The sequence below is a fragment of the Amycolatopsis sp. 195334CR genome, from assembly GCF_017309385.1.
GTDB lineage: Bacteria > Actinomycetota > Actinomycetes > Mycobacteriales > Pseudonocardiaceae > Amycolatopsis.
In genome coordinates, this window is sequence record NZ_JAFJMJ010000002.1 from 2,548,406 (window position 1) to 2,570,805 (window position 22,400).

Here is a 22,400-nt window from a genome sequence, read left to right on the forward strand (position 1 = left end):
GGCGTGTACGGTCGGCAGCGCCCGCCGCCGGCAATCTGCCGCTGCTGGATTCGCCACGCGGCGATCTCGGCGACTGGTACGCACCCGCGTCAGCCCGCCACGAGGCAGTACGCAGTTGCGGGCCGCGACGGTGGCAGCAGGGCTGTGGTCGGGATCGGCATGCCCATAGTTCTGGGTCGTGGCGATCCGGCTGTGATCGGCATGTTCGCGGGCTTCTTCGACGATGTGCCCTAGGCGATGGTCAGGGGGTGCCGAGCAGGCGCGCGAGCCGCTCGGTGAAGTCGTCGGATAGGTCGTCGAGCAGGGCGGCCAGGGCGGTGATCGCGGTCTGGTGGGCGGCGGTGACGTCGCCGCCGAGCGCCGCTGGACCTACTCGGCCCGCTCGGCGAGTGCCTGGGCCGGGGCGAGCAGGTCGGCTGGCCTCGCCTGCGGTCGGCGGTGGCACAGGCCGCGCCGCGGCTGCCGCGCGATCACGGGCTCCTGGCCGCGTTGGACGGGTCGTGCGGCTACCTGCGGTAGTTCACCCCGCAGGTGCTCGCTGCGGTACGGTTCGACGGCGGCACCGCGCGGCGTTGTCGGGCGGTGACCAGCCGGTCCGCGCGCAACTCCTCCACGCGGCCCCAACGCGCGCACCTTGCCGGAACTCGAGCCGCGCGGCGGGCCGTCGTCGCCGGCGCTGGTCAGCGGGATACCAGCCGCACCTCGGTCGAATCGCTCCAGGTCTGTCCGCTCCCGGGCCACTCGATCAGCAGGCGCGCCCGGACGCCGGCCGTTCCGTCGCCCGCCGGGACTACGGTGTTGGCGGACTTCACCACCTGCCCGGTGCGCTCGCCGTCGGTGACGGTGCAGTCGGTGATCTCGCGGGGGTGGCCACAGGCGTCGCGGTAGGCCCGCAGGCGCGGGGTCGTGAGCTTCCGTTCGTGACGCTGCCGCCGCTGGTCGATGACCTGCTGGGCGCACGCTCTCGCCTCGTCACGGCTGGCGAAGGCCCGCTTGGGCGCCTGCTCGGTGCGGCGTCCCGTTGGGGACTGCGGCGCGTAGTTGATGATCGGCACATACGGCCAGCGCGGGTTCCGCCCGCGTTTGGCCGCCGACGCGCTCCCGAAATCGGGCGAGGCCGGACCGCTGGTGGCGCCCTCACTTTCCCTGCAACGGCAACGGTTTCTCCTGTCCGGGAAGTCGGGCAGTGGGGACGACGATCAGGTGTCGAGCAGGCGGGCGATCCGCGCGGTGAGGTCGTCGGGTGGGTCGTCGAGCAGGGCGGCCAGGCGGGTGCGCAGGCCGGTCAGGGCGGTGATCGCGGTCTGACTGGCGGCGCCGGCGGCGCCGAGTTCGCGGTTGAGCTGGGCGATGGCCGCGGTGTGGGTAGTCGCGGTGGTTGCCGCTTCTGCGCGGACGGTGGCTAGCTCTGCGGTGAGCCGGTCGCGCTCGGCAGCGTGCTCGGTGGTGAGCCGGTCGCGCTCGGCGGCATGCGCGATGGTGACGCGCTCGAGGTCGCCGGCGAGCCGTTCGCGTTCCTGCTGGAGCTGCTGGGCCAGCTGCCGGCCGCGGTCGGCCAGCTGCTGGTCGTGGTGGGCCTGCGCGGTGGCCAGGGCCTCGGTGCGCTGCTGGTGGAGGCGGCCGATCTCCTCACGGTGCTCCCGGGCGGCTTCGCCGGCGGCCGTCTCCACTTCCTCGACCCGCGTCTGCAGCTGGGTGACCGTGGCGGCCAGGCTCGCATTCTCGCTCTCGGCCAGGTCCTTGGCGCTAAGGGCAGCGGCGCGCAGCTCCTCGGCCCCGGCGCGGCGTTTCTGCTCGGCCAGCAGTTCACCGCGGGCCTCGTCCCGCTCGCGGGTGGCCTCGGTCGCGGTGCGCTCGGCCTCGGCGGCGGCTGCCACCGCGGCGGTTTCCTTCGTCCGCGCCTCCTCGGCGGCCCGCTCCGCCGCGGCGGTCTTCGCCTCGGCGGCGGTGACCTGGCCCCGCATGTCCCGCACCGCGGCCTGCATGCGCTCGACGGCACGGCGGCCGGCGGCGACGTCGCCGGCGAGCGCGGACTGGATCCGGGTGGCCAGCTCGGCGAGCGCTTGGGCCGGGGCGAGCAGCTCGGCGGCCGTCGTCCCGAACGCGGTGACCTGCTCGCCGAGACCGAGCAGGTCGATCGGCGGGCCGGGCGCGTCGGCGCGGCCGCGGGTGGCGCCCTCGACCTGCCAGGCGGCGGCGACGTCGCGGCACTTCATCAGCTTGGTGCCGCCCTTGGTGTCGGGGACCCGCCACCGGGTGTGCCGCTCGTAGCAGAACCGCAGGGGCTGCCCGGCCTTCGACTCGGCGCGGGGAAGCGCCCTGCCGCAGGTCTCACACTGCTCGGACCCGGCCTCCTCGGCCGGGATACCCGGTCCGACCAGTACGGCGGACGGGGGAACGGGCTCGGATCCCGGTGTGACGTCTCGTAGCAATGACAACGATCGTCTCGCGTAATGACAATTCACTGAAAATTGCATACGATTGGCACGAGGCATAAAATTGCGCAGGAAGTGGCCCGCCTAATTCAAGCAATCCAACACCCCGGTTAATCCCCGTTCGCCGGGGTCTATAGGCCGCGCAGGTGCTGCTGAACGAAGTCTTCGGCACGCGTCCGGGCGAGCTTGCTCTCCGCCTCGAACTCCCCGGCGCGCCGGCCTCGCCGGGCGGCCAGCGCTGCGTCTTCGGCGGTACCGGCCACCTTCTTCGCCAGCTGCTTGGCAGCGTCCTCGTGCACTGTACCGCGGAAGGCTTCCCTCATCTCGCCAGCGAACGCATCCGCGGACAGGGCCTGCCGCCGGGCGGCCTTCGCGAACGCGGCACGAGCGGATTCGGCAACCATCAACTTATTCTCGTCCGGTCGCACGAACTACGCCACGACCGGGCGAGCCCCTTATCGTCCCCCTCCCCGACGGTCACAGCCCGGTCATCGTTTTCAGGCACAAGGCAGAAGAGCGCCTTCGGACCCAGCTCGGGGCGGGTCTCGGCCCGCTCGGGTTCGGCGACGTCAAGCACCAGAGGGCGTTGCCGGGCCGAAGCGCGTCCTACTCGGCGGGCACCAGCGGGTCGCCCACCCCTGGACCCCACCGCTGGCGCGGGCGAGCACATCGACCTCTTCGACCAGTCGTGCCCGGTCGACGACCCGATCGCAAACGCAACGGACGAAACTTCCACCAGGCCAGCTTTTACCGAGCCCTGGCCAAACATCAGATGCCGGGAACGGCCTGGTTACCCATCGACCTGTATCACGGGGGTATCGGAGCGGGTTGGTCTGCTTGGTGGTGCCGTTGCTCATGCCTGGGTGAGCAGTCGCAGCACGGGTCGCTGGTCGTCGTGGCCGAGCACGCGGCGGACCTGGGGGACGGTCCAGGCGAGTTCGCGGGCCAACTGGGTGATGGTCAGGCCGGTATCGCCGGCGAGGGTGAAGGCTTGCCGCAGCAGGGCGGGTTGTTCGCCGGGGTAGCCGGTCAGCGGTTCGGGGGCGAAGCCGGGTTGCTCGCGCAGGGCGTGCAGGCGCTGGTAGGCGCGGCTGGCCGCGGAGTCGGACAGCATGCCGAGTTCGCGGCAGCGATACAGCAGCGAATGCACCGACACACCCCAGGTTTCGCGCAACCGGGCCAGGGCGGGCAGATCGGCGCGGGCGGGCAGGTCGGGGCCGATACTGGCGCGGGGAGTGAGGAACTCGGCGGCGAACTTGTCGGCTTCGCGTTCCTGGTCGAGGTCTCCGGGGTTGGCCTCGCCGTGCAGGATGAGGTGGCCGAGTTCGTGCGCCGCGCTGAAGCGGTGCCGGTAGACATCGTCGGTACGGTTGGGGGTCAGCACGATCACCGGGCGCGGCAGCCGCGAGGTGGAAAACGCGTCGACCGTGCGCAGGTCATCGTCGCGTTGCGGGGTGAACACGACGATGCCCTGGGCTTCCAGCCGCCGGACGAGGTGGGTGATCGGGCCGCTGCCCAGGCCCCAGGCGCTGCGCAGCTCGCGCGCCGCGGCGGCGGGTTCCGCGGACAGTTCGGTGCCCGGATGGACCTCTCCCCCGGCGAATCCGGGCAGGTCGACCGGGGGCAGCTGGATGCGTTTTTCCAGCGCGTAGGTCAGTTCCCACGCTTGTTCGGTGAGCGCGATCGCTTTGGCGCGCTGGTAGGCGCGAGTCGAGCGCAGGCTGCGAAAGTGCGCCGCGGAGGGGTCCAGGCGCGCGTAGGGGCGCCCGGCCAGGAAGAACGCCAGCGGCACCGCGAGGGCCTCGGCCAGGCGGGGCAGCAGATCGGTGCGGGGTGTGGTGGCGCCCATCTCATACTGGCTGACCGCGGCCGGAGTCACGCCGAGCAGGTCGGCCAGGTGGCGTTTGGTCATGGCGGCCAGCATGCGGGCCTGGGTCAGGCGCGCGGGGTCGAACGCCTCGTGCACGGCCGCGGGAGACGGTTGCGGGGCGCCTGGCCGGCGCGCGGTGGTGCTGGTGGTGAACGGGCTTGGGGTGGTGTGGTCAGTCATCGCCGTTCACGGTCTCGGAAGCGGGTGGTTCGGGTTCGGACGCGGGGTGCTGCACCGGCGCCGGACGGGAGCCGAACCGCAGAGGCGGTTCCGCGCCCTGGGCGAACCCGGGAACGGTCGCGGTGCCGGGCAGGGCGGGGCCCGCGCCGCCGGCGGGCGCGGCGATGCTCAGGTCCAACTGTTCAGGCGACCACACCAGGGTGCCGTCGTCGTCCAGCGAGGCGGGAATGCCCCACCAGGCGGCCAGAATGTCATCGCTGTCGGCGTTGGCCACGTAGGCGACGTAGACCACGGTCAGGCGCTCGGCCTGTGCCGCGGCGATCGCCGCGGCCATCGCCTCCTCCTCGGCCAGTTCCGGATCGGGGGCGGGCGGGACATCGAACAGCGTCGGCGCGGGCTCGACACCATGCTCACGGGAGACCCGGCGCGGGATCATGGTGCGCAGTTTTGCCTGGGTGATCGGCACGCTCAGCGTGGTGGCGTGCCGGAACGGGATCAGCACGCGATCATGGACCACGGCCAGGCTGTAAGGGGCGCCCTTGGGCTTGAGCACCTGAGAGCCCGGCAGGCCCGCTCGCTCGAACTGCTCGGCGAACCGGTGATACCGCGCCGTCCACATCGCTCCGTAGGCGTGGTTGTCCCGCGCGCCGGCCGCGAGCGCGGCCGCGTGCACCGTGCGGGCCGTGCGCTGCCCTTGTTGCAGCCCAACGACCACATGGCGCAGCACCTCGGCGGCGTCGGCACCGAACTGCTCCACGGCCCAGCGTGACGGTCTCTCTTGGTCGGTCATCGCCCCTCCCGCCCACCTCGGAACTTACTGATAAGTGATCAATCTAGCACCTCCACTTTATTTTTGCGCACACAATGCCCAGTTCGCGGGTTGCGGCGCTCTGCGTTCGGCCCGGCGGGCCTCCACGACCGACCGCCACGGCCTCTCCCCTGGCAGTAGGCCGCCCTCCCGGTTGTACCGCGGCGAACGGGCGATCCTGAGCCGACTGCGACCCGCCCCCGCAGCTCAGCCACCCCGCGAGAGCGGCGTCGAGACCCGGCCGCCATCCGGTGCTGCCTTGAGCCACGGCGATGCCGCGCACGGGGATTAGTGGTCGGGGATGCTGGAACCGGTCATCCCGAACTGCTGATCGAGATCGTCGGCAAGCTGGCGGGCGACCCGGCGCAGCGCGGCGGCATCGTCTTGCGCGGCGAAGGCGGCCTCCACGCCGACGGGCTCTCGCACAGCCCGTGAACCCCCAACACGATGGAACAGTTGGGCTCATGCCGCCCGCAAGCTCGTTGTCGATGGCCACCAGCGGTGCCCGGGCCGCAGTCTCGTCCCGGAGCAGGACCGCACGAGCCAAGATTGTCCCGACTCCCCCGAGCCTGCGGACATGCGTGGCCGCCAGCGCGACCGCCTCCGCGACCGCGGAGTCGACGAGCCGGTACGGCACCTGCACGACCTCGGCATCGCTGTGGGGTAGCTGCGCCCCGCGCAGGTACCAGGCCAACCCGATCACCATCGCGATGGACCCGTCGTGATGCAACTCCACCAACGCCCAGTCGACTCGCTCGTGGGGATCTGTCGAGTGATGATTCGACCGGATGACCCAGCGCCTCAGGCCGGTTCGCGGATTGTTCACTGCATCGATCGGCAGGTGTCTCAGCAGCGGTATCCGGCCCTGGTCCTGCGCGAATACCTCGGCGGCCAGGTGCAGAGCGCCCGTCAACGACGCGGTCGCGTCTTCCCGCCGCGCACGCCCCTGCAACAGTGGCAACGATGCGACTGGCCGGGTCGACACCGCCACCCACGCTCCTTCTTCCACAGCGATCTCCGGCACCAGGCCGCTGATCAGTTCGCGTAGCGCCGTCCGGTCGTCGGCCCGGCGGGAGAAGCGATCACGATAAGCACGCTCGAGTTGGCTCTCCGACATCCAGTGTGTGTCCGTTCCGTAGCGATACGGAACGCCGAGCGCGTTCTTCTCCCCGATGACGTGCGGTGCGTCCGCGCTGGGCGGCACGAACACGGCGATCACGCCAGGTGCCCCGTCCTCGCCATCGAGCGCCTCGATCACGAGGCCGTCGACCAGAGGCCGCACGCGCCCGTTGACGAACGAGCGCAGCGCCTGGCGGTCCCGCTCACCGTTGGGGACTCCCGTCAGCTCGACGGCCTTCTCGTTGTCTTCCCGCACGCCATAGACGATGAGACCGCCCAGGGTGTTCGCCATCGCGGCGACGTCCTTGGCAACCTCGAGCCTCTTCTTCTCGACCTCCGGCGGTAGCGCCTGTTTCCAGTCGAGGTCGTCGGTCTCTGCCATCTCCACTGCGATCGCCCGGATCACCATGTCGTGAGTCAGCGGCGTTGGTGACACACCCAATTCGGCATGAATTCGTGACCACATGATCGGCATCGATCGATGCTAGCCGTCCCACCGCACGACAATCGCCAGCGCCACAGCCCGCAGCCGATCGCGGCAAGGTCCCGACGGCAGGCGCCCGTGACGCGGTCCGGCCCACAGCCGTACGTTCAGCTGAGAAACCTCACCCGGGGACGCGGTGGCGGCTCAGGAATCGTGAGCCGCTCATGGTGGCGCCACGTGCGTTCCCCGTCCTGTTCCCGGCTGATGAGGTCGATGTCGACGACCGACCCGACGTAGCCGTCCTCGCAAGCTACGCACATTGTTTCCGAACTCCCCGTGCGCAATCCGGACAGGGTGAGCGTGGTCGAGGACACGTACTCGCCGGTGATCGCGACCGTCACGTCCTTCAGCAGGGGCCCGGTCACCAGGTGGATGACGACCCGGATCGAGAAATGCCCCTTCTGCTCATGTGAGTCCTCGATGACAATGGCGAACTCAGGCGCGTCCCGGCGGTCACGATCAGCGCGGAGCAAGTCCAGTTGCTCTCCGGCCACCCGCGCTTGCTCCTCGGTAGCCCGGCGGGCTTTACCTGCCTCACAGGCCTGCGTTTGGGCCGCCTGCCGGGCCAAGCGTGCTTCGCGCGCCTGCCAGCACGCCACACCAGCCGCCGCCGACGCCACACCCGCCGCCACCCATCCAGCCCAATCACCGGGGTCCATGGCACGGCAGCCTAGACAACGCACGCGGCTCGCAGGAACTCGGTGGCGGGCAGGGGCGCTCCCAGTAACAAAAGACGCGGCTGTCCGACTTTGAACGCAGAACAGCTCTCGACGATTACGCAGCGGTTCAGCTGAACCGGGTTAGCGGCGAAGCAGTTCCCGACACGCGCACGGCTGCCTCCAATATGTTGACGTACCTGCCACCGCTCTGGTCTGGTCGCAGGCGACCGGCTCTGCAAACCCTGAAGGACGACAAACCCTATGGCGTTCAAACGCTCGAGCAGCACCGCCGCCATCCCGCGCGATCCCGTCCAGCTCTACCGCAAACTCGCCGAGACCAACAACGGCCCTGATTCCCTGTGGTTTCACCAGGGAACCGTGCTGCAGGACTGGCACAAAAACCACACCGGCGACGGTGACGTCGCGATCGAACTCCCGACGGGCGCGGGCAAAACACTCGTCGGCGGGCTCATCGGCGACTACCGGCGCCGCGCGTTCCGTGAACGGGTCGCCTACCTGTGCCCGACCCGTCAACTGGCCCGGCAGACCGCGGACAAGCTCACCGAGTACGACATCCCCAACGTGCTGCTGATCGGTAAAGTCCGGAACTGGAACAGGGCCGACCGGGCCCGCTACACCGCGGCAAACGCGATCGCGGTCAGCGTCTACAGCCACGTGTTCAACACCAACTCAGGGATCGGCGACGCGCAACTGCTGCTGCTCGACGACGCACACGCGGCCGAAAACGCGGACGAACAGGCGATGACCGGGGTGCTCGCCAACGCGGTACGGCTGGCCAAGCCGACGGTGTTCGATACAGACATCGAGCAGGCCCGCGCCGCGCTGCTGGACACGCCCCACAAACCCTACGAAGCCGCCCTGGTCTTCCTCGGCCAGCTCGCCGGCGCCGCGCCGAGCGAGGGCAACGGCAACAACACCGCCGCACCGGACGCGGTCTGGATCTTCGGTAACACCACCTGGCTGACCTGGGAGGCCAAGAGCGAAGCCAAAGAGGATGGTGAACTCGGTGCCGAGGCCGCCCGGCAGGCGGGAGGGCATCTGCGCTTCACCGCCAGCCAGCGCGCCGAAACCGCGCCCGGTGACTCTGCCGCGCTCCTGGTAACTCCGCAGAGCCGGATCCACGCCAGCGCGCACGCCGTCGCTGAGAGCCATGTGTATGTGATTCGGCCGGACAGTGTCGTCGACCTATTCGACCGGTTGGTCCGGGCGTGGCGTACCGCGCGGACACGCGACCCCGCCTCTCTCACGCCCGCGGACCTCGCCGCCATCTTTGCCGTTGAAGGCGCGCTGCCGTCACAGTGGCTGCCCACGCTCCGCACGGAGCCGCTGCAGCGAGACGAACCCGCCAAGTAACCTCGCAGGGGTTCTGCGCTCCGAGCCACGGGGTACAGAACCCCTGCAGAAAGCCGCCGCGGACGTGCGAGCTACCACCCGGGCACTCCCGACTCCGGCCTGCTCCGGCGCGGTGGAGCCATCCAGATCGGGGCAGCGGCGCAGCAGCAGGGTCATGTCTGACCGGTTATCGTGCTCCTATGCCGACCTCGCGATTCGCTCAGCGCCCGCTCGACGAGCAGTATCTGATCCGGCGCATCGCGGCCCGTGAGCGGGTCGACGTCGCGTCGCTGGCAGCGCTGCCCACGCCGGTGCTGGATCGGCTGATGCCTGGCGTCCGTGCGTGGTTCGCCCGCCGCGCGCACGTCGCCGCGCAACTGCTCGCCCGCCGCCCCGTCGATCCGACGGCACCCGAGTACCTGTTCGCCCGAGCCCACGCCCGGCGGATCCTGGCGCGCGTGGATGAGGCCAGCGTCGGCGGCGCTGAGTAGCTCACGTTCGAGCCTGGGGACATCGCACTCCCCCGGCCGCTGGCGGGCAAGATGCCCGGGACGGGTGAATGTCGCAGACCTGCGCGGGTACCAGTTGGTCGTAGAGTCCGCGGGCATGAGCCACGGCGGCGTTGCGGTGTTCGATATCGACGGTGTGCTGGCCGACATGTCCGCCCACGCGGGCGTACTGCGGGCGCCAGGCCCGCGGCGGAAGGCGTGGCAGGAGTTTTTCTCCCACTGCGGTGATGCGGCCGTGCTGACAACCGGGTGGCACCTGGCGAACGCCGCCGTGGAAGCCGGTTTCACCGTGGTCTATTCGACGACCCGGCCCTACTTCGCCGTGCCCGCCACCCGCCACTGGTTGTCCGAGCACCAGTTTCCCGCCGGGGCCGCACTGTTCTACCGGGACACCTCCGCCCCCGCGGCGGCGGTGATCAAACAAGCGCACTGCCGCATCGTCAACGAACGAGTCCGGCGCGGCTACCTCGCGGCCTTCATCGACGATGACCCGGAGGCGGTGCACCACCTGCTCGACCGCGGTTACGCCGCAGAACACCACCTGCGACTGCGCGGGCTCAACACGGCAGACCTGCGTACGGCGCTCATCCAGGGGCCTGACGGGTTCACCGAACGGCGCCGTCCGCACGCCGGGCGTCTCGCGCACCAGCGTGCCCACGGTGGCAAAACAGCCGACACCGCAGGCAGCCAGCTGACGCCGAGGCGACCGCACGCCACGCCCACGACCGCACCAGACATCTGCGAACGCGTGCCGGCAGGCGCCTGAGCCACAGAGGAACGCCGTCCGGGCGACTCCCTGCACCCGGCGGCGTCGAGGCCGAAGTCGGTGACCGTCGCCGCGCCCCGACCGTGCGCGTGCCGCGCCCCGCAAGTACTGGATCGCCTGGTCGAGGATGCCGCGGACGGCGCGACGGGCGAACCAGTCGCGATTCCCATTCAGGCGCTGCCGCCGTGCTGGTCACTTCCCCGAAGCAAGCGCGCCGACTGGATCAACCCGAGCCCGACGGTCCGGCACACGCCCGCGCGGGCAACCACCTGCGCGTGTCGCCGCCAGCCTAGCCATCACCCCGCGGGCTCTGGTCAGTCGAGTTGGCGTCGGTGGACAGGTTGCCGACGTAGTCGTGCAGGTGCTGGGCGCCGTTGCGGACACCGGGCTGGGCGATGAAGTTGTCCGGGTTGAAGTGCCCGTTCTCGTTGCGGCCGCAGTCGACGGTGAAGGTGCCGGTGGAGGCGTCCTGCTGGGCGTCCGGCTCGTTCACGTTCGGTTCGACGGTGGTGATGTCGACGAACTGGCTCTGGTCGGGGTTGTCGGCACTGGCCCGCGGGGGTGAGCCCGTGGTCGTGAAAACGGCCAGCGCACCGACCGTGAGCACCGCGAGGCCGATGCCACCGATAATCGACTGTTTCGACTCGTGCGATCGGGCGCCGAGCGGTCTGGTCGCTATCGTCGGCATTGCTTCTCTCGAGCGGATGCTCAACACCGGAGAAGGGCCGGCCGTAGCCTGTATAACCTCCGCTGGTGCCTCCTCGTTCGGCTGCGTCCGACAATGGGCCGGCACCGCAAGGGGACAGCGGCCTCAGTGCATGCACTGCCGGAACTGGTTCCGGCGCCAACCAGGACTCCGTCGGCAGGTCACACTTCGGCGAAGGCGTGGGTCTGGCGCTGGAAGGGCTGCGACAGGGCAGCCAGGCGACGCGGCGGCCAGATGTCCTGCTGCTCGCTCACCATCAACACACCGTCGCGGCGCAGCAGCCAGATCACCTCGAACTGGTGATGGAGGACAGCGTCGCCGCTGACTCGGGTGAACAGGCCGGACACCAACCGGATCACATCGTCCTGCTGCCGGCTGATGTCACGTTCTTTATCGAGCTGGAAGGCGATCGACACGGTAGGCGTGAAACCGAGGTCCGCGCTCACCGGGTTCCAGGGCCGGGGTTTGGTCCCGACCACGCGGATCCAGGTGCCGATCGTGGTGGCCACACCCTGTTCGAGCACCTTCTCCGCGGTGACTTCCGGGCCGAACACCCCCAGTTCCCGTGCCACGTCACGAATCTCGCGGGCGACGGCCTCGCTCGAGGATCGCGTCGCCAGTTCGAGGCTGTACGATAGGGCCATCTGAGTCGTCCTTGCTGCCTGAGGCGTCAGGGATAGAAGTTAACCACGTTGCCATTCTTGTCGATCACCTTGATCTCCTTGAGGCCTTCGATGGGCCAGTCACGCAACTGAGCGCGCAGCTTCTCGGGATCGACGTTGCTGTCGGCCAGGTTGAGCACCACCCGTTCGGTCTGCTCCTTGTCGATCTTGCCCTGGATTTCCGAGGCGATGTTGCGCGCGTTGGCCGTCTTGGGCGCGTAGTTGTCAAAGACCTCGCCTTCGATCTTGTAGTCCGGGTTCTTGTCCCCCGGGACGTCCGGGTTCTGCTCGACCTTGTACCCCGCCTTCGCCAGGGTGGTCGCCGATTCGTTCTCCCGCTGCAAGGATCGCTTGGTCTCGGCGTCGTCCTGTTCCCGAATCCGAGTCGGGTGCCCCTCGGGCTCGGCGTTCGGATCGGGTTGCCCGGAAGGTTCGGTGTGGTCGCCTCCGTGGCCGGTCGGTTTCGTGGGCTCGTTCGGGGGCTTGTTCCCGCCGCCGCTGCCCTTGCGCAGGTCGTCCATCTTCTTGCGGATCTGGTCGAGTAGCTCTTTGAGCTTGCGCAGCAGGGGAACCAGGTTCTGCAGCGTGCGCACCAGCTTTTTGATGATCTGGGCGATCCGAGCCGACCACTTGGCCGCGGCAGTGGCCGCCTGCGCCGCGGCCGCGGGAGCGCCCACGATTGTCAGGGCCTCGGCGGCCCACACCACCAGGCGCCCGACCAGGTCGGCGATCAGGTCCCGAACCGTCTCCCGAACGACGCCGACCACCACGCCCGCCATCCGCACCGCGCTGCCGAGACCGTCGGCCGCTTGTGCCGCGGCACCGATCAGGGTGGCCGTGGTCGTGGCGCGGGCCCGATAGGCGTCGCCCGCCTTGCCGACCCAGCTTTCGGTGTCGGTCGTGGCTTCGGTGCCGTACGCGGTGCCCTCTTCCCGAACCGCCTTGGCGATGTTCTGCCAGGTCTGTGCTTGCGAGGCGACCACGTCCGCGTTGCCGGCGAGCTTGTCCAGCGCGTCCTGCAGCGGTTCTACGTGCTCGATGATGAACGAGACCAGGTTGGACGCCACCGAGCCGATGGGGTCCAACACGACACTCAGGGCCTCCAGGCCCGTGGTGACCGCGCCGAGGCCGATATCGACCCAGTTCCCGCTCTCGATTCCCTGCACCAGATCGCTGATCGACTCGGCGATACCGATCCCGGTGTGCCACTCGGTCGAGTCGTCGACCGGCGCCACCAGCGGATTGTCGGTCACTCCAGCTCTCCGACGAAGCCGGCGATCGTCAGCTTCGCTTCACCATCCTGGCTCTCATACCGGTCCGCGGCCGTTCGCAGATTCTCCGCGGTCTCCCCCAGCCCGTCTTGGGCCGCCTTCAGCGCGGCGCTCGCTGTCTGCTCCAGCTCGTTGAACAGCGGGGGAAGGAACTGGCAGATGAGTCCGTAGGCGTCGTCGCTCATCACCTGCCCGGCCGCATCGACCGCCTGGCCGATCTTCGCCCCGTGGGCCTCCGCCTTCGCGGCGTGGGCGCGCAGATCGCCGCCCATCACCTCGAAGCCGGTCACGGTCCCACCACAATCCGGTCATCGCCTCCGGTCGTAGATCGAACCTCCACCGAAGTCCCCCTCCTCGTCATCGGCCACCCGGCGGTCGACCCGCGGTGACGCCTCCGTTGACTCCCCAGCCGAAGGGAATCGCTCGTGGTAGTAGCGCACGATCCGGTCCGCGCTCGCGCCGGCGTCCGCACCGAGCGTGTCGTCGGCGACCTCACGCACCCGGCCGGCGATCTCGGCCTTCGCGCGGTTGATGGCCCCCATCAGCTGAGCTCCAAGCTCCTGCGGCGACGTGCGATGGACGCGCTCGGTGAACGTTGCATCGACGACCGAGCCGTTCGCGTCCACCGTGACCGTGACGACTCCGCTGGGGCTGCTCGCGGACACCCGGACGTCATCAACTCGGTGCTGCAGTTCCTGATAGCGAGCCGCGTTGCGCTCGAACCCGGCCACCCAGTCGTCCAAGCCGCGCTCGATCTCGACGGGGTCGCCACGGAACAGATCGTCGGGAAGTTCCAGGTTCATGCGAGGACCCTACCCGGGTTTGCCCTGAACCGGATTAGCCGAAACAAGTGAATACCAGCCATGTTTCCCGACACCGGAAGAACGCCATTCACCGGAACAGCCAAGGGACTGGAACCCCTGACCCTAACTATGCACGAGCAGTCCGGTTCGCTGTTCACAGCGGTTCGCCAGGCGGTAAACCGCAGGTCAGCGCAACACCTGGCCTCGCACGGCCGCTAGCGACTTCCGAAGCACGAGACCAGCTTGGGTTTGAACGGCTGAAGTGGAAGGACCGACGCCTATTGATCATGATCGAAGCCCCTGGTTGATCATTCTTCTTGCGACAGAAGGACGATCACACCCAGGATTCAGTTGATCCGTGCGCGCCACCCGGACGCGTCCCTTGCGGCCGCCTGGACCCACTCCGAAGACGATGCGACCAGGCAGAACACGCCTCCACCAGACATCGCTCATTTCTCGAGAAGCTCACCCGATCGAGTGGACCGAGAACTACTGCGGATAGGGAGGGCGTAAGCTGCGTCACCAGGTGATTGCGCAACCGGTGGGGGACCTGGGTGTCGGTGACGTTTGAATTCACGATCGTCGATGGACTCGAAGCCCGCATCCTTGCATTAGTGCAAAACGTCGAGATTCGCCATTACCCCCTGTCCTTCCCGGGCGTCGATCTCAACCCGGCGCGATTGGCGCACACCGCACGCGTCGCCGAGCAGCAACTCGCCACGAGGCGACTGTCCGTCCGAGGCCGGATAAACACTCATGTCTGCGCAGCGTTCGACCTGTTCAAGCAGCACCGAGTCGCGGTCGGCATAGCAGGAAAATACGGCGAGGACGGGTTCGCGTCGCTGGGGTTGACCGACGGCTCGCAAGCGCTCATCGTGCGACAAGACTCGGGCGATCAACGTACGCACTTCACGCTGCTGCCAGACGAAGAGTGGGTTCATCGGCTCAGCCACGAGCTTCCGGCGGCCCTCCCGGGGGCAGGGCCGCCGGCCACCGTTGAGCACGCCTCTGCGCCACAGCAGTCGGCTTATGCTGCCCGCCGAGCCGAACGTGCACGACACGACGACGACGAGACCAGCGCGTTCGACAACCTGCCCGTCCAGACCATGGTGCGGCCTCCCGACAACCCGTTCCACGGACCGGTCCGATCAGAACACGACCGATTCCGCGACCTCCAGCAACTCCCGCGGACCGGTGTCGGGCACTTCCGGGTCGTCGCCAACTCCGCCACCAGGCCGAAGCGTGACGCCGACATGTTGTGTTGGTTCGACAGTGATCAGGGCCGGTATCTGACCAGCATCCACCACCACGACGACGGCCGCGTCACGACCTGCTGCCGCCCAGGAGGTGACCGGGAGTTGCGCGAGTCGATCACCCGCGCCGTGCGACAGGTGTACTGAAAACGCCGTCTCATCCTCGCGTGTTTCGCCCACGCCAGATAGTCATTCCGAGGAAACGATGCACTCCGAACCCAATAGCTCCGCCGCTGGCAGTCCTCTCCACACATTTGGTGTCTCTGACGAGCACGCCCAGCAAATTCTCGCTGCGATCACGGAATCCATCGACGCCCTCTGCAACGTCACGGTGGACGTGGAAATGGCATGGGATTACCCCAAGCTGAGCAACTCGCCGACAGCTCACTGGGCCGCAAACAACATGCACAACACCATGACCGACGACGTCGGCCTTCACAAGCAACTCAATCATACGCGTCAGGGGTTTGCCGACCTTGCCGACATCATCAAACGCGCCGCACTACGGTACCAAACGCTTGAACAGGCGAACGCCAAGCAAATCGCCGACACCGAGGGGTGATTGATCTCATGGAAGACGGCCTCGGCGACGGCGAAATCGTCGACCTCATCAATCAAACATCTGACCCGGAGCACCCCCTTTACGACCCAACCAGTTCGTTCTACCTCCACTCTGCCGACCCAGGAACCCCCTACTTCGCTGGACCACTTACACAGTCCGACTTCGACACAGCGAGCAACGCCGCCGCAGTCGCGTTCCATAAAGACGAGGATGACTGGGCGGACAGACAACTCTTCGCGCTGAAGGTCCTTCGCATATGGGACGTAGGCAACGCCGGAACGCCCAGGCAGGTAATCGACGGAGTGGTAATCCGTTCCACCGGCACGGCGCCCACAACGCCCTGGGAGGTCTATGATCACGAGTTCATGAATCACGTCATCGGATCGAATGTAAGCATCGAAAAGATGATCTTGTCCGCCGAGTGCTGGTGGAACGCGAAGTTCGCGTTCGAGCAACTTCAGGATAAAGTGACCAACGCGATTACTGCCAGCGTCGAATACGGCGAATCCGCATGGGTTGGCCATGGAGGCGACCAGGCTCGCGCGTATCTGACCAGCGTTGCTACGTGGGCGCAGAGCATTTCCCGCGCCGCCGCGTTGTGCGGGAAACAACAGCAAGAACAGATTAATGCGCTGAGCAACACCCAGCACATCATGGCCGGAATACCGGTGACCAAAATGTCCCCCGATGACATCAACATCATCCTCGAACAGGGCGGGACCCCGACTCACCAGTATAACGAGATCGTGGCCGCAGAGAACAACCGTCTCAAAGCTGCGAAAACGATGACCGAGTTCGACCAGCAACTGGTGCAAACCTCGTCAACGACCGAGTTCCCACTTCTACCAGCCCTCCCGCACGACGAACCTGCGCCCGTGGCCGTCGATAACCAATTCGACAAGCCAGCTGGTCACACCGCTCAGCCCCATCCAGGCACATCGACGAAATCCGCCCCGGCAGCGAACTGGGCAGAACCGGCTCAACAACCATCCCTGCCCAGCCCAGCCCAGACTGTGCCCAGTCCTGGCGCCCCTGCTACCGGAGTGATAACACCGGCAACCGACGCAACCGCGGCCGCCGCGATGGACACCGGCCACGGAACACCGCCGATCACCCCGGGCAACTCCCACCTCCCCAACGCCACGCCAGGAAGGTCGTTGCCTCCCACAATGCCGCCGCCGGTGATGGTCGGACCTGCGCCACCGCCGCCAGCCACCACCTCATCTCCCCGCACCACCACGAGCAAACCCGGGCCCGCTCCAGTCCCCCCGCCCTCAGCGCCCCCTGGAAGCGGCGGCAAATCAACCGGCGCGACCCCGCGCCTGCTCAACTCCCCCGCGGAAACGAGCGCCCGGAGCAACGAAGTGCGCGCCGGCGCAGGCCGCACCGGCGACCCCATGGCACCAACGGCACCCGGCGGAAACCGCAAGGCTGAACCCGACGACGAACGCAAAGCGCCGCCATACCTGATCGACCACCAAACTCCCGAGATCTTCGAATCAGACGAGAAAACTGTCCAGCCGACGCTCGGTGACTGGGCAGCTGAACAACACCGTCGTCCATAAGAACGAGCAACTCACACGCAAGGACTCAGGACTCGGCCCGCAGCGCTGCCCTGGCGGCCCAGAATGGCCCGGCCGAGCCCGAGGTGGTGATGATCGGCAATTCAGCTCTCCACGACGCAGCCTCTCCTGCTGGGTGGTTACCGCCCGCGGCGAGGCGAAACTTTCGAGTGGGGCAATGCTTGCACGGCATTGGTCCTGACGCTCGCGAGATCGGCCGTGGCGCGGCTCCGACGCTGCTCGCTTCGTCGCCAGGGCTCTCGGCGGCGCCATCATCCCGCAACTGACCCCGAGCCAGCACCCCGAACTCCCACACCCGCATCCTCACGATTCTGTCCAGGTGCCCATTCGAGGCGCATCACCGCGCACCACTCGCACTGGGACACGGGACTCCGCCGACCGGGGCACTGTCCTGGGAACGTGCCCCGGTTACCGGCGACACGGGGAGCCGTCGGTTGTCGCGGTCGGCACCGTGGGGCTGATCAACGAGGACCTGAGGGTCTCGGTCGACACCCCAGCGCAGGAGAACGGCTCAAGGCCCATGAGCGTGACCAGCGACGCGCCCACCTTGCCATCACCTGGCTCGCCCGCGACCCGGCCGCGACCTCCCCACCGGTCGCGCGTGAATCGGCGTTCCGCTAGGCGCTGCATGGTGTCGCTTGCTCGTCGTCGTACCGGGGGCACCAGGCGTAGTAGCTGGTGTCGAAGTTGGAACTGGGTACGGCCCGGCCGCGCTCGGGTGTCCAGCCGCCCCAGTGGCGGGTGTTGCAGGTGTTGCACAGCGGTGCACGCACACAGCCATGCGTGTGGCAGTGGTCCCACACGCGAGCCCGCATGCTCATACAGCACGCGCACGTGAATCGACTGGCGAGGGGCCAGCCTCGGCGGCCGACCGGGTCAGGCCGATAGAGCTGGCCACGTAGCTCTCCGCGGTAGATCGCTGGTGCAGCATCGTCGGTTTTCGCGCCGTAGACAATCACGGTGCGCTTGCTCTCACCGAGGTCGGTGACCATCGCGTCCCCGGCGCGCTCGAACCAGCCGGCGGAATCCGTTCCGTGGTGGGCGCCCAGGCATGAGCAGTCGCACTCGAACCCTGTCGCCTCCAGGCACGCCCGGTTGCACCGCGACAGCATCGACATGTCCCGGCACACCGCGATGAAGCCGTACCGGTCGATCGCCGCCGTCACCAACCTGACCAGGCAGTTACGCGGCAAGAGCCACCGGTCATCCACGAGGCGGGGAGAACGGATGCGCACGGTCTTATGCAGCCAGCGCCGATTGCCCTTCCGCGCGGGAATCTTCGCGACGACCTTGCCATCCCGCGGAAGCCACACCACCGGCACGCCGCGCGGCATAACGAGCAAGCCGTCGACTACGCGGGCTTCAGGCACACCGCCTTGCATTCACCCACGATGACACACAGTCCCGGCAAACTGCCGTTGTCGCTGGTCAGGCCGTGACCCGGCTCAAACTCCGGCCAGTGGTCTCTTGCCGGCCTGTTCGATCACCCCGTCTGGACTCTGGCCAGCTCTGGATGAGCCGCTGGTCCTTGAGACCTCGACCGGCGCTGCGCGCCACCTATCCGGCCCCGCTACTGCGGCGCCCGTAGCGGTCACGGATGGGTGCGCCTGTCCCGGCCTGGCCGGGCCCGCACCCGCGCGACCGGACCAGCGGTCTCGTGCTCGCCGTCCCGGGCCCGTCGCGCGGCTGTACCACGCATTGCGCCTGTTGCGGCATTCCATACCTCGGGCCGTTTCGACTCCCGCGCCGACGAGCTGGAGTTGTCCCTCTTTGAGCGGCTCAGGGCGTCGGCGGTCTGTCAGTTGTGTGCTGCGCCGGGATCGGTGTCGGTCGTTGGGGTGTCATCGGTGAGCAGGATGCTCAGCAGGTCGTCGCGCAGTGGGGTCGGTGGTTCCGCCGTCGCGGCGAGGGCACGTTGCCGGACGCGGGAGAGCAGCCTGGTGACCTGATCGTGCTGGGCCTGCGATTGGGCGAGCTGGAGCTGGGTGGTGTCGAGTTGCCCGCGCGTGGCGCTCAGCTCGGCCTGGCTAGCGGCCAGGTGTGTGCGGGACTCGGTCTGGTGTGTCTCGTGCTTGGTGCGGAAGTCGTGGTAGCTGGCTTCCTGCTTTCGGAGCTGTTTCTGGACCGCTTCCAGCTCTGCGGTCAGGTCGTTCTTCTGCGTTTCCAGCAGCCGCTCCCAGGTCTTGGATTGCTCTTGCGCGTCGCGCAGGGCGATCCGCGCGGCGTCTCGTTCGGCGGTTCGCGTCGCGAGTTCCTCACCGCGCGAGGAGAGCGTGGCGGTCAGCTCGTCGACACGGGCCTGCTGCGCCGCGGCCTGCTCGGTGGCTTCTTCTGCCCGTTTGGTAATCACCGCGGTGGCTGATTCCGCTTTCGCCTGAGCCAGTTGCGCGGCCGAGCGGGCCTCGATTGCCTCGTCTGCGGTGGCCTCGGCCACGGCCTGCGCCTGCTCTGCTTCCCGGACCGTCGCTGCCGCGGCCTCTGCGGCTTGGCTGGCCTCGGCAGCTCGTTCCAGGGCGATGTCACGTTCCTGGGCAGCCTGCGCCGCTGCCTGCCGGGCGGCCTCGGCCTGATCCACGGCAACGGCGACCTCGTCCTGCAGGTGGGCGGTGACGGCGTCGAGCGTGTCGCTCAACGTGCGCAGAGGGCCCGTCACCGCGGCGGCCGCGGTACTGAAGGCCTCCCCCGCGTCGCTCAGCGCGGCCGCCGGCACAGCGTCCTCGCCCAGGGCTTCCCGCAGCGCTTGCTCGGCGGCCGCCAGCTGCTTGCAGGTCTTTCCGCCCGGCCACGTCCGGTCCGGGCAGAACTCATAGGGCCGTCCCCCGCGCGGCCCCGGCGGGGGTAACGGCTGCCGGCACCGCCGGAACCCGCATCGTGCCTGCTCAGGGCCCCGATCTTCAGCAGTCGATCCCGCGTTCTCAGTCACGTGAGCAGTGTACGTTATCGGTTTTATAATCGATAACCTCGGTTTTGATTTTGACAACGATAAGTGAACTTAGCTACAGAACGTGGGTTTTGTAGCTAAGTTCATGAGCGCCTGAAATTTGACTCTTAGTGAGCAATGGTTGCGCAACGCGTTCGCCGACGGCCGCTTCAGGTCAGGCTTCCGGCAGCTCCAAAACTGTGTTCCTGTGACGGCGAGTAACAGGAACACAGTTTGGGGGATATTGGTCACCTCGTTTCGTCACGGTGACGATCAGCGAGATGTGGGCCGGGGTCCTCACGGGGCCATCTCGGCCCGCCCGCACCCACTGAGTTGAGCCCTGCGGCCAGCCCGCGGAGAAATCATCCGCCAGGCGATAGATCAGCCGCGGACTGGGACGCGCCGAGGAAAGTCCACCACTGTTTCGTGGGAACGACTAAGTTTCCGCTATGACAAGTGGCGTTTCTGAGGGTCACGCTGCGGCCGGTGAGTCCATTCGGGACGTCGTGATCGGTGGACGGCGACTGCGGCCCACCGCGGTGTTCGACACGTACTGGCGGTTCGCGGCAGCCCGGCAGGCGGTGTACTTCGCGCGCTTCGACTCCGTGGAAACACCGGCGGGAGATCCGATTCTGGCTGAGCACCGGTTCACCAACTGTTACCGGGCCGCCGATCGTGTGTCGCAGTTCTGCATCAGCGAGGTCGCCTACGGTGGTTCGCAGGATCCGCAGGATGTGGCGTTCCGCGTGCTGTTGTTCAAGTTCTTCAACAAGATCGATACTTGGCGACTGCTCGAATCGGAGTTCGGCTCGATCACCTGGTCACGGTGGCGCCCGGAGCTGGCGCGAGCAGTGCTGGACGCGGCGTGGGCAGCTGGCCGGCGGCTCTACTCCCCCGCCTATGTGATCCCTCCGCCTCGGCTGGGCGGTGCACGGAAACACCACGATCACCTCTTGCTGGCCGAGACCATGATCCGCGAGGGGCTTGTCGGCCGGATGCAGGCCGCCGACGGTCTGGCGCAGGTGTTCGCTCTGCTGCGCCAGTACCCGGGCATCGGAGACTTCCTGGCGTTCCAGTTCGCGATCGACCTGAACTATTCGTCGGCGCTGGACTTCTCGGAGAACCAGTTCGTGGTCGCCGGCCCGGGTGCGCGGGACGGGATCCGCAAGTGCTTCGGTGCCGGCGCGCGGGGCATCGAGGACACGGTGATCTCCTACATGACCGACACCCAGGAGGAGCACTTCGCCCGCCTGGGTCTGCGGTTCGATTTTCTCGGTGGACGGAGGCTGCACCTGATCGACTGCCAGAACCTGTTCTGCGAGGTCGACAAGTACGCGAGGGTGGCGCATCCGCAGATCGCCGGGATCTCCGGCCGAATGCGGATCAAACAGCAGTACCGCCGCGCGAGCGAGCCGATGCCGGATCCGTGGTTCCCACCGAAGTGGGGTATCACCGAGCGCGTGCGGTCCCAGCTGAAGCGCGCTGCCGTGGGCGCCGCCAGAGTTCAAGGCTGATCCGGCAGCAGGGGCCGCTGCCCGGGCTCCTCCCGATGCTGAGCCGGCCGCCGCTGCCGGCTCAGCGGTGCTGGTTGCTCCGAGGGCTTGGGTTTGCTGCCGAACAGGGGCAGCTGGGTCAATGCGTCGAGTGTTCGTTGGATGTCACCTTTTGTCCCGTCGGCTTCGGCTTGGCCGGTGGTCACGGTCAACGTTCCCGTTCGGTAGCCGGCCGATTCGGCGATGTAGCGCTGCAGCAGGCCCAGGGCGAGGTAGTTCCCGTAGCCGCGTTGCACGAGGTACTGGCTGCGGTAGTGGGCAATCGCGTGGAGCCGATCACCGGTGTGCTGGAAGGAAATGTGCGCCAGGCACGGGAATCCCAAGGGCATCGAGTCGGTCCGCGGGCTATAGAACGGCGCGCTCAAGCCGCGAGTGCCGTCCTCGCTGGTCTCGGCGGTACCGAGTGTTAGCTCGTCGGTTTCGCCCGTGCGGGGTTCAGGCACTGCGATGGACAGGGAGCCTTCGTAGACGGTGGCGGCGCTGGCCCGTTTGTGGCCGTAGCTGCGGAGCCTATTGATCATGCGGTTGAGCTGGTCGACGGGAGAACCGTCGGTGGGATGTTCGACCAGGCGCCCGAAGTAGGTGCCGCTGCGATTGGCGGGATGCTCGCGCCGGATCCGCCGATACATCGACCGATACCGGTCAGCGAGGTGTTGCGGACTGTCTGAAGCCGCTGCCAGGGAGGCGGGAAACACCGTGTTGACGACGGTGGCCACCGGGTCGAGTTTCCGCTGGGCGAGCAACGCGTCGACCTGGCCACGCACCAGGGGATCTTCCACGCCGGGTTCGTCGATCTGGACGATGAGATGAAGCAGTTTGCGGTCCGGTTCGGCCAGCAGCAGTTCCAAGGCCCCCGCCCATGCCTGGCCACAATCCCGGCCGTGGATGACGGTCCCAGCTACGC

General features: G+C 67.8%; 21 protein-coding genes and 1 pseudogene. 7 read left to right on the forward strand and 15 right to left on the reverse strand.

Annotation, left to right across the window (positions count from 1 at the left end):
- Positions 1 to 680: 680 nt before the first annotated feature.
- The 7 genes from JYK18_RS34645 to JYK18_RS34675 all read right to left on the reverse strand — a co-directional run bounded on the left by JYK18_RS34645 (position 681) and on the right by JYK18_RS34675 (position 7,555).
- Positions 681 to 1,055: a hypothetical protein gene (locus JYK18_RS34645; RefSeq protein WP_206807606.1), complete on the reverse strand. Its 375-nt coding sequence runs from the start codon at positions 1,053 to 1,055 to the stop codon at positions 681 to 683.
- A 144-nt stretch (positions 1,056 to 1,199) separates the two neighbouring features.
- Positions 1,200 to 2,438 carry a hypothetical protein gene (locus JYK18_RS34650; RefSeq protein ID WP_206807607.1) on the reverse strand — a complete coding sequence of 413 codons (1,239 nt, stop codon included), beginning with the start codon at positions 2,436 to 2,438 and terminating at the stop codon, positions 1,200 to 1,202.
- Positions 2,439 to 2,566: 128 nt separating this feature from the next.
- Positions 2,567 to 2,839: a hypothetical protein gene (locus tag JYK18_RS34655; protein ID WP_206807608.1), complete on the reverse strand. Its 273-nt coding sequence runs from the start codon at positions 2,837 to 2,839 to the stop codon at positions 2,567 to 2,569.
- Positions 2,840 to 3,288: 449 nt separating this feature from the next.
- On the reverse strand, positions 3,289 to 4,485 hold the full coding sequence (locus JYK18_RS34660; RefSeq protein ID WP_206807609.1) for an ImmA/IrrE family metallo-endopeptidase: 1,197 nt from the start codon (positions 4,483 to 4,485) through the stop codon (positions 3,289 to 3,291).
- Positions 4,478 to 5,275, reverse strand: a complete 798-nt coding sequence (locus JYK18_RS34665) for a hypothetical protein (RefSeq protein WP_206807610.1) — start codon at positions 5,273 to 5,275, stop codon at positions 4,478 to 4,480. The genes JYK18_RS34660 and JYK18_RS34665 overlap by 8 nt, the downstream gene beginning before the upstream one ends.
- A gap of 43 nt (positions 5,276 to 5,318) precedes the next feature.
- Positions 5,319 to 6,887, reverse strand: coding sequence for an ATP-binding protein (locus JYK18_RS34670; protein ID WP_206807611.1), 1,569 nt, complete (start codon positions 6,885 to 6,887; stop codon positions 5,319 to 5,321).
- 116 nt (positions 6,888 to 7,003) lie between these two features.
- Entirely contained in the window at positions 7,004 to 7,555 is a 552-nt protein-coding gene (locus JYK18_RS34675; protein ID WP_206807612.1) for a hypothetical protein, read from the reverse strand.
- Between the two features lie 261 nt (positions 7,556 to 7,816).
- On the opposite strand from JYK18_RS34675, the gene JYK18_RS34680 reads away from it, so the two are divergent.
- From JYK18_RS34680 to JYK18_RS34690, 3 genes are all read left to right on the forward strand, one after another.
- Positions 7,817 to 8,929 (forward strand): DEAD/DEAH box helicase family protein, encoded by a 1,113-nt coding sequence (locus JYK18_RS34680; protein ID WP_206807613.1) that lies wholly within the window; start codon positions 7,817 to 7,819, stop codon positions 8,927 to 8,929.
- A gap of 179 nt (positions 8,930 to 9,108) precedes the next feature.
- On the forward strand, positions 9,109 to 9,399 hold the full coding sequence (locus tag JYK18_RS34685; RefSeq protein WP_206807614.1) for a hypothetical protein: 291 nt from the start codon (positions 9,109 to 9,111) through the stop codon (positions 9,397 to 9,399).
- Between the two features lie 115 nt (positions 9,400 to 9,514).
- Positions 9,515 to 10,183 carry a hypothetical protein gene (locus JYK18_RS34690; protein WP_206807615.1) on the forward strand — a complete coding sequence of 223 codons (669 nt, stop codon included), beginning with the start codon at positions 9,515 to 9,517 and terminating at the stop codon, positions 10,181 to 10,183.
- A 307-nt stretch (positions 10,184 to 10,490) separates the two neighbouring features.
- Here the strand turns inward: JYK18_RS34690 and JYK18_RS34695 are convergent.
- From JYK18_RS34695 to JYK18_RS34715, 5 genes and pseudogenes are all read right to left on the reverse strand, one after another.
- A pseudogene (locus tag JYK18_RS34695) lies at positions 10,491 to 10,862 on the reverse strand (hypothetical protein); the annotation flags it as partial.
- A gap of 188 nt (positions 10,863 to 11,050) precedes the next feature.
- Positions 11,051 to 11,533, reverse strand: coding sequence for a SitI3 family protein (locus JYK18_RS34700; protein WP_206807616.1), 483 nt, complete (start codon positions 11,531 to 11,533; stop codon positions 11,051 to 11,053).
- Between the two features lie 26 nt (positions 11,534 to 11,559).
- Positions 11,560 to 12,804, reverse strand: a complete 1,245-nt coding sequence (locus JYK18_RS48125) for a hypothetical protein (protein ID WP_206807617.1) — start codon at positions 12,802 to 12,804, stop codon at positions 11,560 to 11,562.
- A complete protein-coding gene (locus JYK18_RS34710; RefSeq protein WP_206807618.1) occupies positions 12,801 to 13,112 on the reverse strand; it encodes a type VII secretion target in 312 nt (103 codons plus the stop codon). Before JYK18_RS34710 ends, JYK18_RS48125 begins: the two co-directional genes overlap by 4 nt.
- 18 nt (positions 13,113 to 13,130) lie before the next feature.
- Positions 13,131 to 13,625: a YbaB/EbfC family nucleoid-associated protein gene (locus tag JYK18_RS34715; RefSeq protein ID WP_206807619.1), complete on the reverse strand. Its 495-nt coding sequence runs from the start codon at positions 13,623 to 13,625 to the stop codon at positions 13,131 to 13,133.
- 560 nt (positions 13,626 to 14,185) lie between these two features.
- Here JYK18_RS34715 and JYK18_RS34720 point away from each other — a divergent pair.
- From JYK18_RS34720 to JYK18_RS34730, 3 genes are read left to right on the forward strand one after another with little or no spacing between them, the layout of a single operon-like run.
- Positions 14,186 to 15,025, forward strand: coding sequence for an ESX secretion-associated protein EspG (locus tag JYK18_RS34720; protein ID WP_206807620.1), 840 nt, complete (start codon positions 14,186 to 14,188; stop codon positions 15,023 to 15,025).
- A 58-nt stretch (positions 15,026 to 15,083) separates the two neighbouring features.
- Positions 15,084 to 15,440, forward strand: coding sequence for a hypothetical protein (locus JYK18_RS34725; RefSeq protein WP_206807621.1), 357 nt, complete (start codon positions 15,084 to 15,086; stop codon positions 15,438 to 15,440).
- 8 nt (positions 15,441 to 15,448) lie between these two features.
- Entirely contained in the window at positions 15,449 to 17,005 is a 1,557-nt protein-coding gene (locus JYK18_RS34730) for a hypothetical protein (RefSeq protein ID WP_206807622.1), read from the forward strand.
- A 635-nt stretch (positions 17,006 to 17,640) separates the two neighbouring features.
- On the opposite strand, the gene JYK18_RS34735 is transcribed toward JYK18_RS34730, so the two are convergent.
- Together JYK18_RS34735 and JYK18_RS34740 are read right to left on the reverse strand one after the other, a co-directional pair.
- Positions 17,641 to 18,405 (reverse strand): endonuclease domain-containing protein, encoded by a 765-nt coding sequence (locus JYK18_RS34735; RefSeq protein WP_206807623.1) that lies wholly within the window; start codon positions 18,403 to 18,405, stop codon positions 17,641 to 17,643.
- A gap of 416 nt (positions 18,406 to 18,821) precedes the next feature.
- Positions 18,822 to 19,946 carry a response regulator receiver protein gene (locus JYK18_RS34740; RefSeq protein WP_206807624.1) on the reverse strand — a complete coding sequence of 375 codons (1,125 nt, stop codon included), beginning with the start codon at positions 19,944 to 19,946 and terminating at the stop codon, positions 18,822 to 18,824.
- A gap of 446 nt (positions 19,947 to 20,392) precedes the next feature.
- On the opposite strand from JYK18_RS34740, the gene JYK18_RS34745 reads away from it, so the two are divergent.
- The gene (locus JYK18_RS34745) at positions 20,393 to 21,457 is read left to right on the forward strand and encodes a nucleotide kinase domain-containing protein (protein WP_206807625.1); all 1,065 of its coding nucleotides are present in this window, start codon (positions 20,393 to 20,395) and stop codon (positions 21,455 to 21,457) included.
- On the opposite strand, the gene JYK18_RS34750 is transcribed toward JYK18_RS34745, so the two are convergent.
- Positions 21,448 to 22,344, reverse strand: coding sequence for a hypothetical protein (locus tag JYK18_RS34750; protein ID WP_206807626.1), 897 nt, complete (start codon positions 22,342 to 22,344; stop codon positions 21,448 to 21,450). The two genes, JYK18_RS34745 and JYK18_RS34750, sit on opposite strands and share 10 nt — an antisense overlap.
- Positions 22,345 to 22,400: the final 56 nt, after the last annotated feature.

What these genes read in the sequence shown, in the direction of transcription:
- JYK18_RS34655 (WP_206807608.1), bottom strand. Translation starts at nt 2,839, where the DNA reads ATGGTTGCCGAATCCGCTCGTGCCGCGTTCGCGAAGGCCGCCCGGCGG.
- JYK18_RS34660 (WP_206807609.1), bottom strand. Translation starts at nt 4,485, where the DNA reads ATGACTGACCACACCACCCCAAGCCCGTTCACCACCAGCACCACCGCG.
- JYK18_RS34665 (WP_206807610.1), bottom strand. Translation starts at nt 5,275, where the DNA reads ATGACCGACCAAGAGAGACCGTCACGCTGGGCCGTGGAGCAGTTCGGT.
- JYK18_RS34670 (WP_206807611.1), bottom strand. Translation starts at nt 6,887, where the DNA reads ATGCCGATCATGTGGTCACGAATTCATGCCGAATTGGGTGTGTCACCA.
- JYK18_RS34675 (WP_206807612.1), bottom strand. Translation starts at nt 7,555, where the DNA reads ATGGACCCCGGTGATTGGGCTGGATGGGTGGCGGCGGGTGTGGCGTCG.
- JYK18_RS34680 (WP_206807613.1), top strand. Translation starts at nt 7,817, where the DNA reads ATGGCGTTCAAACGCTCGAGCAGCACCGCCGCCATCCCGCGCGATCCC.
- JYK18_RS34685 (WP_206807614.1), top strand. Translation starts at nt 9,109, where the DNA reads ATGCCGACCTCGCGATTCGCTCAGCGCCCGCTCGACGAGCAGTATCTG.
- JYK18_RS34690 (WP_206807615.1), top strand. Translation starts at nt 9,515, where the DNA reads ATGAGCCACGGCGGCGTTGCGGTGTTCGATATCGACGGTGTGCTGGCC.
- JYK18_RS34700 (WP_206807616.1), bottom strand. Translation starts at nt 11,533, where the DNA reads ATGGCCCTATCGTACAGCCTCGAACTGGCGACGCGATCCTCGAGCGAG.
- JYK18_RS34715 (WP_206807619.1), bottom strand. Translation starts at nt 13,625, where the DNA reads ATGAACCTGGAACTTCCCGACGATCTGTTCCGTGGCGACCCCGTCGAG.
- JYK18_RS34725 (WP_206807621.1), top strand. Translation starts at nt 15,084, where the DNA reads ATGCACTCCGAACCCAATAGCTCCGCCGCTGGCAGTCCTCTCCACACA.
- JYK18_RS34730 (WP_206807622.1), top strand. Translation starts at nt 15,449, where the DNA reads ATGGAAGACGGCCTCGGCGACGGCGAAATCGTCGACCTCATCAATCAA.
- JYK18_RS34735 (WP_206807623.1), bottom strand. Translation starts at nt 18,405, where the DNA reads ATGCAAGGCGGTGTGCCTGAAGCCCGCGTAGTCGACGGCTTGCTCGTT.
- JYK18_RS34745 (WP_206807625.1), top strand. Translation starts at nt 20,393, where the DNA reads ATGACAAGTGGCGTTTCTGAGGGTCACGCTGCGGCCGGTGAGTCCATT.